Source organism: Halomonas sp. BL6, from assembly GCF_006228115.1.
GTDB lineage: Bacteria > Pseudomonadota > Gammaproteobacteria > Pseudomonadales > Halomonadaceae > Vreelandella > Vreelandella piezotolerans.
The window spans coordinates 467,730-480,603 of the sequence record NZ_VDGL01000001.1; the positions used below are offsets into that span (position 1 = coordinate 467,730).

Sequence of the window (12,874 nt, forward strand, 5' to 3'; positions counted from 1 at the left end):
AAGGGGGTGGGCGTCGTTCGAGCGTGAGCGTTAAAACGCCTGGCTCTTACGTCGCGCCCCCTGACGTCGGCGGTCGACTCGGTTGGCCGCTAGCCCGTGGGCGCAGCGGCAGCGTTCTGTTTGCGTTCACGTTCCAGGCGTTCGAGGTCTTTCTTCACGCCAATACGGTCGTTGAGCGCGAGGGCGCGTTCCAGGTGGTGCTGGGCATCGTCTAGCTGGCCGGTGGCTCGGCAGGCGTAACCCAGCGCTTTGTGCAGCTTGGCGCGGATCTGGTCGTGCATATCCGCATCCCGGGTGAGGGCTTCCACATCCACCAGGTGCACGAGCAGGGCGGTGGTGTCTGCGCCTTCTTCATCCAGCTGCTTCAGCGCCTGGTCGGCGACCTCTTCGGCGATGATGGCGGGGGTGCCGCGCTCGAATTGATCCGGCGGGGTAAGGCCGTGCTTGGTGGCGTACTTGGCGATGGCAATGGCCCCGGCGAGGTCGCCGACATCGATGCGCCAGAGCATGACGCGCATCAGCACTTCATCTTGTGCGCCCTGGCCCGCTTCCAGCACGCCGGTGATGTACTCGGCGTATTTGGGCAGGATCTCGCGCTTGATCTCGGCTTTGCGCTCCATGGATTGGGTGGATTTGAGCAGGCGATAGTCTTCAAACAGCGCGGCTTGCATCAGCTCATACGCTTCGCCTTGCATGGGGTCTTCTCCCGCGTCAGCGGCGGCGAGGGCCGCGCTGACGCGTTCAAAGTGGCGGCGGGCTGGGCTGGTCATCACTTCTCCTTGATACCGTTGATGGCGGCTTCAGAGAGTTCGATGTTCTCCACCAGACAGCCCGCGCCGAACTCTTCCACCACGTAGGCGTCGTTGGAGGACTCGTAGTTTTCGATGCGGTTGCGCTTGGGGTTCTCGGTGACGAAGCGGCGACGGGCGCCGTTCTGCCAGTAGACCGAGAGGTTATCCAGGGTGGTGACCATCAGCGCGTTTTCGGGGAAGAAGGGCACGTCCATGCCTTGCAGACCGCCAATGCGCTTCTGGCTAATGACCAGATCGGCGGCGAGCTGCTCGCTAGGCGGTAGCTGGTTGAGCAGCGGGAAGTACTTATCCGACATCAGGTTGCGGCCGAGGATGACCACTAGCCCCGGCAGGCGACGGAACCAGGGCGCGATGAGGCTACTGATAACGTCGTATACCAGGGCGTCCAGCGAGGCATAGTCGCCTAGAATGCCGCCAGTCAATTTGCCTTCCGTATTTTTCTCGGCAGTGGGATCGATGAGAATCTTGCCGTTGGTTTTGCCGTCCTTCATCACTCGCTGAGGTGCGTGGGTGCGGTACTGCTGCAGCCAGCCGATGTTGACGTCTTGCAGGTAGGGGTTGGCGATCGGATCGGTTTGCGCGGCGGCGGAGGTGCCGTTGAAGCCGATCATCATGCGGTCCAGCGCCTGCTGGCGAACGATGACATCCCGCACCATGGACTGGAAGTTGGGGAACTTGGCCCAGGCATCCAGTTTGGCGTACCCCAGGTGAGTGTCGAATTCGGTCATTCGGCACTCGTAGCCTTGGGCATCCAGCGTGGTGAGGTCGCGGGTTTTACGATCCTGGTTGGCGACGTTGGTACGGGCGGCGATGGGGCCGGTAACGCCGAGGGCGAGCTTTTCGCCTTTCAGCTCATCGACGCCGACCATGTTGATGCGCGAGAGGAAGTCGCTGGATTCCTGAATGCGCTTTTCCAGCCGCTGCTGAATGGTGGGGTCGACGGCGAATTTTTGGGTAGCGTCTGGGACGCCGTTGAGCTTCGCCACTTTGGCGGCGAAGTTGTTGAAGTGCTTGCGGGTATCGTTGCGCATGGGCGTCTCTTAGCAGTCGGTTTCGATGTCGGTATCGCCGCCGGTGGCGTGCGTGCGAGCCGGGCGGTTGGGGGTGTTGTCGAGCTGGGTGTAGAGCGCGTCGAACTCTTTTTTCAGCGTTTCGTGGGCGCTTTTGAGCTCATTGAAGGCGGCTTGCGTGGGGCGCTTTTTCAGGGTGTCACTGAGTGCCTGGTGTTTTTCCACGAACAGGCCAAGGGTTTCTTCCAGCTCGGTGCGGAAGGCTTCGAAGCCCGCAGCGCTTTTGGCGTCCTGCTTTTTGAACAGCGCTTTGACCCGCTCGGCAAGCGAAGGGCCTTGCTCTTGCGGTTCATCGCTAAAGGAGAGGTCGGTTTCCAGCGCTTCGGAGAAGAGGTTTTCCGGGCGCTGTTTGCGGGCGGCCAGCGGGGAATTTTTGCCCTCAGAGGCGCTGAACTTGAGCATGGAGGTGCCGAGCGAGGCGGGGGAATCGGTGACCGCCAGCCCGACCAGGTAAGCTTCGCCGGTGTCGGCAAAGTCGAGGTCGATCTCCATAGAGGTGTAAACCTTCTGGCGTTTTTCGACCATGGCCTTGAGTTCGTCGGTGGGGTCGATCTCAGCAAACAGACCGAGCTTGCCGTCGTCGTCTTCCTCGGTTTTGAGCGCGGTCACGTCGCCGTAGGCTTTGAAGGGGCCATCCGGCAGCAGGCCTTTGATGTGCTCCATATTGACCCGGCAGCCGTAGTTGTCGGGGTCGAAGTTGGCGGCCATTTGGGTGAGCCATTCGGCGCTGATGGTGCGGCCATCGGTGGTTGCGCCTTCTTTTGCGATACGGTGCCAGGGCATGGTCGGGCCTCGGTGAGTGGGTGGGCGTTTGGCTGCGGTCAGGTTCCCCGCAGTGGGGCCTTGGCTCAATGAGGGCTGGGTGTAAGTGGTGTTACTTACATCGGGCGGGGCAATCGTGACCGTGCCTGCGCGGGTACGCTGGCGGCATGACAGCCCAAGCCCCGATTGACGACGACCAGCACCGCCTTTCCGCCCGCCATCTCTATTGGATGGGGTGGCGGATTGCGCGCATTGCCGAGTTTCTGGATTTGCCACGGGCCACCGTGGATTCGTGGAAGAAGCGCGACGCCTGGGACGACGTCACGCCGACCCAGCGGGTAGAGGGGGCGTTGGAAGCGCGCCTGGTGCAGCTGATTTGGAAGGAGCAGAAAGAGGGGAAGGATTTTAAGGAGATCGATCTGCTGGGCCGCCAGATCGAGCGGCTAGCCCGGGTGCATAAGTACCAGGGCAGCGGGAAGGAAGCCGACCTGAACCCCAACATCGAGCGCCGCAACGAAGGGCCGAAGAAGAAGCCCGCCCGTAACGATGTGGGCGATGAAGGGGTGATTCAGATTGTCGAGGCGTTCGAGGCCTCGCTGTTCGATTACCAGCGGGGCTGGTACCGGGCGGGGCAGCATGAGCGCATTCGTAACCTGCTCAAAAGCCGCCAGATCGGCGCGACCTGGTACTTCGCCCGGGAGGCGGTTGCCGATGCCATGGAGACCGGTAAGAACAAGATCTTCATGAGCGCGAGTAAGGCTCAGGCGCACATCTTTCGCCACTACATCGTGCAGTTCGTGAAGGAAGTGACCGGGGTGGAGCTCAAGGGCGATCCCATCATTCTCGCCAATGGCGCCGAGCTGCATTTTCTGGGCACCAACGCCAAGACGGCCCAGGGCTACCACGGCGATACCTACCTAGACGAATACTTCTGGATTCATGGCTTCGAGACGTTCCGCAAGGTGACGTCGGGCATGGCCATGCACAAGAAGTGGAAGCAGACCTACTTCAGCACGCCTTCCTCGGTGGCCCATGAGGCGTATCCGTTCTGGACCGGTGACCGGTTCAACAAACGCCAGAAGAAAGCCGACCGGGTGAAGATTGATGTGAGCCACGCGGCGTTGAAAAACGGGGCGCGGGGGCCGGATGGCCAGTGGCGGCAGATCGTGACCATTGAGGATGCGATTGCCGGGGGCTGTGACCTGTTCGACATCGACCAGTTGCGCCTCGAATACTCGGATGACGAGTTTGCGAACCTGCTGATGTGCGAGTTCGTGGACGATACGCAGAGTGCCTTCCCGCTGGCGATGATGCAGCGCTGCATGGTGGATAGCTGGGATGCCTGGCGGGATTTGAAGCCCTTCGCACCTCGGCCGTATGGCGAATTTCCAGTATGGATTGGTTACGACCCGGCGGGGGATGGTGAGGATGGTGATGGGGCGGGTCTGGTCGTGGTTGCGCCGCCCAAAACCTCGGATAGCAAACACCGCATTCTGGAACGCCACCGCCTCAAAGGGCGCGACTATGAAGCCCAGGCGGAATTTATCCGCAGCGTGACCCGCCGCTATAACGTGACGTTTATCGGCATTGATACCTCGGGCCTCGGTGAAGCCGTGGCCCAGCTGGTGGCGAAGTTCTTCCCCACCGTGACCCGGTACCGCTATACCCCGGAAATGAAGTCGCGCCTGGTGATGCAGGCGCAGCAGATCATCAATAAGGGGCGGCTTGAATTCGATGCTGGCTGGGTGGATCTCGCCCAGTCGTTTATGGCGATCCGCCGGGAGCTGACCGCTTCCGGGCGCCAGATGACCTACACCGCAGGGCGCAATAACCAGACCGGCCACGCAGACCTGGCGTGGGCGACCATGCACGCCTTACACAATGAGCCTCTTGATGGCCCCGCCGACCATGGCACGGGCCGTTCCCTAATGGAGATGTACGGATGAGCGACGCGGCAGCAAAGCCACGGGTGCGCGTGCCCGCTTACGTGACAGACACCGACACCACCGCCGCGTCTGCCAAAGCGGAGGCGTTTAGCTTCGGTGAGCCGACGCCGGTGATCGATGGGTACGATTTTTTCTATACCGGCTGCTGGATGCTGGGCAATGAGTGGTACGAGCCGCCGGTGGATTTTCCCGCGCTGGCCCAGACCTACCGGGCCACGGCGCACCACGGCTCGGCCATTCAGGTGAAGCGCAATATTCTGGTGCGCTCTTTCATTCCCCACCCGCTGTTAAGCCGCCAGGCGTTTAGCGCGCTGGCCACCGACTACCTGGTGTTTGGCAACTGCTACCTGGAGCGGATCTTCGGCCGCTTGGGGAGACTACTGGCCTTGAAGCCAGCGCGGGCGAAGTACGTTCGCCGCGGGGCGGATCTCAGCCGCTACTTCTGGGTGCCCAACTGGTCAGAGCGCAGCGAGTTCGACGAGGGCAGCATCATCCATTTGTTGGAGCCGGATATTAACCAGGAGGTGTACGGCGTGCCGGATTACTTGGGCGCGCTGCAGTCGATCTTCCTGAACGAGAACGCCACGCTTTTTCGGCGTAAGTACTACCTGAACGGCTCCCACGCGGGGTTCGTGATGTACGTCTCCGACGCTGCCCATAACCAGGAAGACATCGACGCCATGCGCACCGCGCTGAAGGAGTCGAAGGGCGTGGGCAACTTCCGCAACCTGTTCCTGTACAGCCCGAACGGGAAGAAAGATGGCATCCAGATCATCCCGATCAGCGAGGTGGCCGCCAAGGACGACTTCGCCGCGATCAAGAACATTACCCGCGACGACCAGCTCGCCGGCCACCGCATCCCCCCGCAACTGATGGGCATTATCCCCAACAATACCGGCGGGTTTGGCGATGTGGAGAAAGCCGCCAAGGTGTTCGTTACCAACGAGCTGGAACCGGTGCAGGCGGTGTTCAGTGAGATCAACGATGTGCTGGGGGAGGAGGTGATTCGGTTTCGGGAGTATTCGCTAGACCCCCAATAAAAAAGCGCCTGGCATGACCAGGCGCACATCGCTCGTTTCATCCCTGAAAGCAGTGGAGGCGTCCCGGCCCCGCAAGCGATACCCACTACTGTATATCAATACTGTATGTTTGAACAGGTATCATGGATGATGAATCGACCGATTTTGCCCTGGATGGGCGGCAAGCGCCGCTTGGCTAAACAGATCATACCGCTCTTCAAACCGCACACCGCCTACGTGGAGCCCTTCTGCGGCGGTGCTGCGCTCTTCTTTATGAAAACCCCCAGCAAAGTGGAAGTCATCAACGACGCCCATGGCGAGCTGGTCAACCTCTACCGCGTGGTGAAGCACCACCCGGATGAGCTGGTGAAACAGTTCCGCTGGGGGCTGATCAGCCGGGAAGAGTACCTCACGCAACGCGAGATCGACCCTCGCCACCTGACGGATATCCAGCGGGCGGCACGTTTCTTCTACCTGCAAAAGCTCGCCTTCGGCGGCAAGGTCAGCGGCCAGACGTTTGGCACTTCTGCTGTGTCACCGCCGCGGATGAACCTGCTGCGTATTGAGGAAGATCTCAGCGCCGCGCACTTACGCTTGGCTCGTACAGTGGTCGAGCACCTGGACTGGGCAGAGTGCATCAAGCGTTACGATCGGGAAGGCACGCTGTTCTACCTCGACCCACCGTACTGGGGAACCGCCGGCTACGGTTGCGACTTCCCGCTGGAGGAGTACTACCGTATGGGCGACCTTGCCCGAACAGGGCAGGGGCAGTTCGTGATCAGCGTCAACGACACGCCAGAAATGCGCGACGCCTTCAAAGGGCTAACTATCCAGACAACCGAAATTCGATACACTGTCGGGCAGAAGGCGACTGAGCCGCGGGGAGAGCTGATCATCAGCAACCGGTAGGCTGGTAGCCAAGGCATAAACCAAACCGCCCCATGAGGGCGGTTTCTTCTGTGCGTAATCAAGGAGCCAGACCCATGCAGGAGCTTTTTTTGAACCTGATCTCACGGTTCTTCAATCGGCAGCGTAGTCTCGATGATCTGTGCGATGCGTTGGAAAAATATCAGGAGAATGAAGGTAGCCTAGCCCGACAACTTCGGCTTGAGGCGGCCTTTTTCAAAGCTTATAAAAAGAGAGCATCGGCGAAATTTATTGATCGTCTTGCGCGTTGTGACTGGGGTCCTCATGAAGCGTTCAGCGTATTTGGCCGTACTTCGCCAGTTTTCAGATGTGACTTTGACACCCACAACCTTACCCATGGACGCTGGATCAATTTCTCCCGCACCAAGCGAGCACTCATTTCCCTTGTCATCGGACTGCCAGCAACTTTGATTGGTGCGGCCACTATGACGTTTGGTGCTTTCTTACTCTTTAATGCCTTTCTAAAGGTCTATACGACTGGTGGAACCGCGCTTTTGGAGGGTGATGTGGGACAGATTCTTAACGTCTTTTTGGTGGCTGTTCTTGGAATTGCCGCCACAGTTTTGGGAGGTTACTTTGCCTACTCTGCTTGGGATCTGATAACTGCTTTAGATAAAGAGGACAAAGCTCAGAAGCTGTACGAGATGCTTAATTCAGATTCATAGCCACCACACTCAGCGCGCCGTCGACTCCCCGCCCCGCCTGCGCGCTAAACCTGTGTGTTTTTATGCACCCATGCACATGCCGCTAAGCCGCGCCGTCACTAGGGCCTACAGCCAAATTTCATACGCCAATTTTCATGCGGAATCATGCGAATTTCTTCACACAGCAGGTGGAGTGACACAGCCATGAGGTGGAGTTCTAAGAAGCATGGGGGGTGTCGAGAAAAGGTAATCTAGGTGATCAGGCTCTTTTTTGATCCTAAATAACTGATTTTAAATGATTTATAGATTACCTCTAAAAGGTAATAAAAGGTGATGCAAAAGGTAATTTTTGTTCAAGTGATTGATATTTAATGTTTTTTTAAAATGCTCAATTCACCTTTTTAAAAGGTAATGTGGTTACCTATTGATCACCTTTTTATTACCTTTTGAACGACTGTTTTAATTTTATTATTTTCAGTAGCTTAGGTTGTTTTTCTTAGATTCGTTACCTTTATTACCTTTTTCCGAGACCCCCAAACATTCTGGCGTAACCTTTACGCATGATGCGCACGCACACGCGTCACACGCATATCTGTATGCAATAGGCGAATAGAGCAAAAGCGCTATTTTGTTGGCACAAATTTGGTACTTGTTCTTAACGAGAGGCTTAACGGCGGGGTTTCGGTCTAATCCATCATAGGCGCGACGGAGAATCGGCGTGCCATGTCTGCTGGGCTTTGTTTATTCATATCAATCACTTGCATCATAAGATGCTATCTATAAGTCATGCTCTATGTACCACTAATGTTCCAATAGCAAGTTTCTTGCCGTGTAACGAAAAGCGGTGGTGCACCATGGCTATGTATTCGAAGGGGCATCGTTGGCGTGCGATTGTACGCAAGAAGCTATGAACAGTACAAAGCTAAGCTATCTCTGTACGACTGTTGAGGTCCTAACACTGTGGACCCCATTGGAGAGGCATGGCGTCTCTAAGGAGGGGTGAGAGGTCTGTCTCAATCATCGCGCAGCCCTCATCAGTTCTTATAAACCCCTGCATCACTTTGCGTATTTTGTGGTCAAAAAAAGGTATGGTGAGAGTCAACGCTGGGTAGGCAGGCGTGGCACATTAAGATGAGGAGTCGTTATGGGGAAGACGCTCGGTTATGTTGGCGTGGCGTTAGTCGGGGCCCTGCTATTGAGCGGGTGCAGCGGGCCGGAGGAAGAGGTCTCACAAACCCAGCCTAACTCCGTGGCCGAAGAGCGCGCCTCTGAGCCGGAACCGCCAACGCAGCAGGTGGAGCCCCTGGAAGTCGTTATTTCGACGTCAGCGTCACTGCGTCCCGATCGCCGCCTAATGGTAGAAGGCGACACCAATTTGCCGGATAACGCCCAAGTGCAGGTGATTATCGAGCGGGAGCTAAGCCGCGTCCGTTGGCAAGCGCGTACGCGAGTGATGGACGGTAAATTCGAAGCGGGGCCCTTTGGTTCTGGCAGCGGCCTACCGGATGGGGGCTATTGGGTTACGGTACAGTTAGGTGAGGCTGCCGTTCAGCCAGAAAGCGTGCAGGAACGCATTGGTGGAGAAGGCGAATACTTGGCGGGAGAGCTGGTCAGCCAATCCCGCCACGGTCTAGGGCAGATAGCCACCTACTCGCGCCGTTTCTTGATTGGCAATGAACCAAGACGGACGCGCGACCAGGTGGAGGTGATTGAGGACAACTAAAGGGATGGGGAGGTAGTTGCTTTAGGCAGGACACCAGTGTGCCAGTAATACGGCATGGATAGAGATGTCACTTGGCGCTTTCGCAAAGTGTTCGATCACGAAGCGGTTATCCCGCTGGACCAAGTAATGGCCCGCCTTATGGAACACATGTGTTGGGCCGAGCAGGAGTAAATCCCCGGATGCAATGGGTGAAAAATCCGTGTCTTTGCCCGGGGTCGCCATCACGCAGGGCGCTTTCCAGTCGATCTTCAACGGCAGATGATGCGGCACGGTAATGGTCGTGGCCTGAACCTGTTCCCAGGGGAGGGGACCCGTATGGCTCAGGGTTAACAGTTGAGGTGCACTATCACCTTCTAGCAGGGTAGCCAGCGAACAATCGAGGGCATCGGCGAGCGCCACTAGACGCTCGTGGCCGATCTGTTTAATCGCCCCGGACTCCCAGTAAGAAATGGTGACATCTGACACGCCAACTTTACGTGCAAGGGCAGCCTTGTTGAGCTTGGCCCTAAGCCGCAGTTGCTTGATACGTGAGCCTAGCGATTCCATTTCATTTTCCTGTCGATGAGCTGAATCAGCTCGTTGAATGTACTTCCACCCGCAAGGTGGCGCTCTGATCATACTGAGAAAGACGCAATGTTTTCTCATGTACGAACACGAATCATAGGTACTGCGTCATACTAAGCGATTGTGCATTAGCGCGCATCTTCCTATCGACGATCCTTGAGCACTCGTTCAGACGCTTTTAAGCCAAACTCGTTCCCTTATGGAGGCTGTTGGTTGATCTAAGGGTGCGTATAATGGCGCCACGCTTAATTGCCAAAAGGATCCGTTGATGACCGTTCGCACTCGTATCGCGCCTTCTCCTACAGGCGATCCGCACGTAGGTACTGCTTATATTGCGTTGTTCAATCTCTGCTTTGCTCGTCAGCACGGCGGGCAGTTCATTCTGCGTATCGAAGATACCGATCGGGTGCGTTCGACTCCCGAGTCCGAACAGATGATTTTGGATTCCTTGCGCTGGCTGGGGTTGGAGTGGGATGAAGGTCCTGACGTTGGTGGCCCACATGGCCCTTATCGCCAAAGCGAACGTGGCGATATCTATGCGATGCACGCCCAGCGGCTGCTGGATGCTGGTCATGCTTTCAAATGTTACCGCACCAGCGAAGAGTTGGGCGAACTGCGTGAGTCTCGCAAAGAGGCGGGCCTACACTTAGCGCTGAAGCCAGCCGATCTAGCCTTGGACGTCGACGAGCAGGCACGCCGTGAGCAAGAAGGCTGGCCGTACGTCATTCGTATGCACGTACCCAGCGAGGGTGTGTGTGTGGTGAGCGACATGTTGCGCGGCACGATCGAGGTCGATTGGGCGCAGGTCGATGCGCAGATTCTGATGAAGTCAGACGGTATGCCCACCTATCATCTGGCGAACGTGGTGGATGACCATCTGATGGGCATTACTCACGTACTGCGTGGTGAAGAGTGGATCAACTCCGCGCCGAAGCACCAACTGCTATATGAGTACTTTGGCTGGGAAATGCCGCAGCTCTGCCATATGCCGTTGCTGCGTAATCCGGATAAGTCCAAGCTCTCCAAGCGTAAGAATCCCACATCGATCAACTACTATCGTCGCATGGGGTTTTTACCCCAGGCCGTTACCAACTACCTAGGGCGCATGGGCTGGTCGATGCCCGACGAGCGTGAAAAATTCAGCCTGTCAGAAATGATGGCGGAATTCGATATTCAGCGCGTCTCCCTCGGTGGTCCCGTGTTCGATCTGGAGAAGTTAACGTGGCTAAACGGCGTTTACATTCGAGAAGATTTGGATGACGACGCCCTGCTTCAGGCGCTGCGCGAATGGGCGTTCAACGATGCGTACGTTAAACAGATTTTGCCGCAAGTGCGTCCACGGATAGAGACGCTTTCTCAGGTCGTACCGCTCGCTGGCCATTTCTTCTCAGGTTTGCCAGCGATCAGTAAAGATGACTTTGATAGCGTAAAGCTGGACGACGAAGAACTCGTCAAGCTGCTGCAATTCCTGGTTTGGCGTTTCGAGGCCGTTTCTGCTTGGCATAAAGACGCACTTCTGGCCGAGGTGAAAACATTGTCAGAGCACTTCGAGCTCAAAATGAAAGTGTTCTTGGCACCGGTGTTCATTGCCATCACCGGAAGTGCGTCCAGTACCTCGGTGATGGATGCGATGGCTATCTTGGGCTCCGATGTGACACGTGCGCGGTTGCGTAACGCTATTGACGTGTTAGGGGGTGTTTCCAAAAAGCAAGCGAAGCGGTTTGAAAAAGAGTACCGCGATCTGTAATTGACCCCTGGTATGAAAATGGAGAGAGCGTCGCGCGGTCTAGTTATGAACGCGTGGCGTTTTCTTCGGGAAATAGGCTTGACGAAGATCAGGCGAATCAGTAATATACGCTCCGTCTTCGCGACATGTGGGGCCTTAGCTCAGCTGGGAGAGCGCAACACTGGCAGTGTTGAGGTCAGCGGTTCGATCCCGCTAGGCTCCACCAATATCAGCCATCCCTGATGTTGATTGTCCAAGATATCTAAGGTCTGACAACGTCCCATTCGTCTAGTGGTCTAGGACACCGCCCTTTCACGGCGGGAACAGGGGTTCGAACCCCCTATGGGACGCCACTCTCTTTGTTTCTCTCCTTAAATCATTTCGATTCGCGAATAGCAATGAGTCTTCTCACTTGCCTTTTTTGCATTCCCGTCGTCTAGAACTTGCGTCTATTTCACGCGTTTTTTGTCCATATTGTGCTTGACTTGTCCACTTTTGTAACTTGGAGGATCGGGTTGTGCACAACCACATAAAGATGAAGCAAAAAATCAGCAATTTAGCGTAAGCTCTTTAAAATCAATCAGTTATATTAGGTTAAAAAATAACCAATTTAAGGTTGAGTCACTGTTCATGGCGATTGTGGGGCGTTTTCTAGTGGTTGTGAACAGGGTTATCCACAGATAGTGTGGAAAACCCTGGCTAGGCAGCGAGTGCCAAAAAGTCAAGCGTTATTCAGGTTTGCGCAGCCGTTTTAGTAGCGATGACGTGTCCCAGCGGCCGCCTTCCATACGCTGTACGTCCGCATAGAATTGGTCGACCAACGCCGTGACAGGAAGGGTGGCGTCTAACCGTCGCGCTTGCTCGAGGCATATCCCCAGATCCTTGCGCATCCAGTCCACCGCGAAACCATGGTTATACTCATCAGCAATCATTGTTTTATGACGGTTCTCCATCTGCCAAGACCCTGCAGCGCCTTTGGAAATGACGTCGATGACTTGGTGCTGATCGAGTCCGGCTTGCTCAGCAAAGTGCAGGCCTTCCGCCAAGCCTTGTACCAAGCCTGCAATGCAGATCTGATTCACCATTTTGGTGAGCTGACCACTGCTGGCAGCGCCCATGAGCGTGACGGCACGTGCGTAATGATTCAGGAAAGGGGCGACGGCATCAAAATGCGCTTGCTCGCCGCCGCACATGATGGTCAGTGCGCCGTTCTCGGCACCTTGCTGGCCGCCTGACACGGGGGCGTCAATAAACGCTACGCCATTTTCTCGACAGGCAGCATCCAGCTCCAGCGCTAAATCCGCTGACGCGGTGGTGTGATCGACGAGGTAGCTCCCGCTGGTCATGGTGCTCAGTACACCATCGCTGCCCATGGTCACTTGGCGCACATCGTCATCGTTGCCGACACACACCAATACCAAATCGGCCCCCTGGGCTGCCTCGGCGGGTGTCGCGTGAGCCGTGCCGCCAAAGGCGTTAGCCCATGCTTCTGACTTGCTTGCGGTGCGGTTGTAAACCCGCGTGGTGAGGCCCTGCTTGGCGAGGTGGCCGGCCATCGGGTAGCCCATGACGCCAAGGCCGATAAACGCAACGGTTTTGATAGATTGCATAAAGCACCTTTGTTGTTGGTAGGAAGTACGAGCAAACAAAAGGCCACCCGTGGGTGGCCTTCGTCATCCTA

The 12,874-nt window shown here is 56.6% G+C and carries 11 protein-coding genes and 2 tRNA genes; 8 read left to right on the forward strand and 5 right to left on the reverse strand.

Annotation, left to right across the window (positions count from 1 at the left end; all coding sequences use genetic code 11):
• Window positions 1-89 precede the first annotated feature (89 nt).
• The 3 genes from gpM to FHJ80_RS02250 are packed head-to-tail and all read right to left on the reverse strand — an operon-like array spanning window position 90 to window position 2,665.
• The gene (gene gpM / locus FHJ80_RS02240) at window positions 90-770 is read right to left on the reverse strand and encodes a phage terminase small subunit (protein WP_139525425.1); all 681 of its coding nucleotides are present in this window, start codon (window positions 768-770) and stop codon (window positions 90-92) included.
• The gene (locus FHJ80_RS02245) at window positions 770-1,843 is read right to left on the reverse strand and encodes a phage major capsid protein, P2 family (RefSeq protein WP_139525426.1); all 1,074 of its coding nucleotides are present in this window, start codon (window positions 1,841-1,843) and stop codon (window positions 770-772) included. The genes gpM and FHJ80_RS02245 overlap by 1 nt, the downstream gene beginning before the upstream one ends.
• 9 nt (window positions 1,844-1,852) lie before the next feature.
• The gene (locus tag FHJ80_RS02250; RefSeq protein ID WP_139525427.1) at window positions 1,853-2,665 is read right to left on the reverse strand and encodes a GPO family capsid scaffolding protein; all 813 of its coding nucleotides are present in this window, start codon (window positions 2,663-2,665) and stop codon (window positions 1,853-1,855) included.
• Window positions 2,666-2,811: 146 nt separating this feature from the next.
• Here FHJ80_RS02250 and FHJ80_RS02255 point away from each other — a divergent pair, with 146 nt between their 5' ends.
• The 5 genes from FHJ80_RS02255 (at window position 2,812) to FHJ80_RS02275 (ending at window position 8,903) form a co-directional block, all read left to right on the forward strand.
• Window positions 2,812-4,590, forward strand: a complete 1,779-nt coding sequence (locus FHJ80_RS02255; RefSeq protein ID WP_139525428.1) for a terminase large subunit domain-containing protein — start codon at window positions 2,812-2,814, stop codon at window positions 4,588-4,590.
• Entirely contained in the window at window positions 4,587-5,630 is a 1,044-nt protein-coding gene (locus FHJ80_RS02260) for a phage portal protein (RefSeq protein WP_139525429.1), read from the forward strand. Before FHJ80_RS02255 ends, FHJ80_RS02260 begins: the two co-directional genes overlap by 4 nt.
• Window positions 5,631-5,756: 126 nt before the next feature.
• Window positions 5,757-6,518 (forward strand): DNA adenine methylase, encoded by a 762-nt coding sequence (locus FHJ80_RS02265; RefSeq protein WP_139525430.1) that lies wholly within the window; start codon window positions 5,757-5,759, stop codon window positions 6,516-6,518.
• Between the two features lie 74 nt (window positions 6,519-6,592).
• Complete coding sequence (locus FHJ80_RS02270; protein WP_139525431.1) at window positions 6,593-7,201, forward strand: hypothetical protein; 609 nt, start codon at window positions 6,593-6,595, stop codon at window positions 7,199-7,201.
• Window positions 7,202-8,324: 1,123 nt separating this feature from the next.
• Entirely contained in the window at window positions 8,325-8,903 is a 579-nt protein-coding gene (locus tag FHJ80_RS02275; protein WP_139525432.1) for a hypothetical protein, read from the forward strand.
• A gap of 21 nt (window positions 8,904-8,924) precedes the next feature.
• Here FHJ80_RS02275 and FHJ80_RS02280 read toward each other — a convergent pair whose 3' ends face one another.
• The gene (locus tag FHJ80_RS02280) at window positions 8,925-9,449 is read right to left on the reverse strand and encodes a helix-turn-helix domain-containing protein (RefSeq protein ID WP_139525433.1); all 525 of its coding nucleotides are present in this window, start codon (window positions 9,447-9,449) and stop codon (window positions 8,925-8,927) included.
• A gap of 286 nt (window positions 9,450-9,735) precedes the next feature.
• Between FHJ80_RS02280 and gltX the strand changes: the two genes are divergently transcribed.
• The 3 genes from gltX to FHJ80_RS02295 all read left to right on the forward strand — a co-directional run bounded on the left by gltX (window position 9,736) and on the right by FHJ80_RS02295 (window position 11,546).
• Window positions 9,736-11,214, forward strand: a complete 1,479-nt coding sequence (gene gltX / locus FHJ80_RS02285; RefSeq protein ID WP_139525434.1) for a glutamate--tRNA ligase — start codon at window positions 9,736-9,738, stop codon at window positions 11,212-11,214.
• Between the two features lie 129 nt (window positions 11,215-11,343).
• Window positions 11,344-11,419, forward strand: a tRNA-Ala gene (locus tag FHJ80_RS02290).
• A gap of 51 nt (window positions 11,420-11,470) precedes the next feature.
• Window positions 11,471-11,546, forward strand: a tRNA-Glu gene (locus FHJ80_RS02295).
• Window positions 11,547-11,921: 375 nt separating this feature from the next.
• On the opposite strand, the gene FHJ80_RS02300 is transcribed toward FHJ80_RS02295, so the two are convergent.
• Window positions 11,922-12,803: an NAD(P)-dependent oxidoreductase gene (locus tag FHJ80_RS02300; RefSeq protein ID WP_139525435.1), complete on the reverse strand. Its 882-nt coding sequence runs from the start codon at window positions 12,801-12,803 to the stop codon at window positions 11,922-11,924.
• Window positions 12,804-12,874 lie beyond the last annotated feature (71 nt).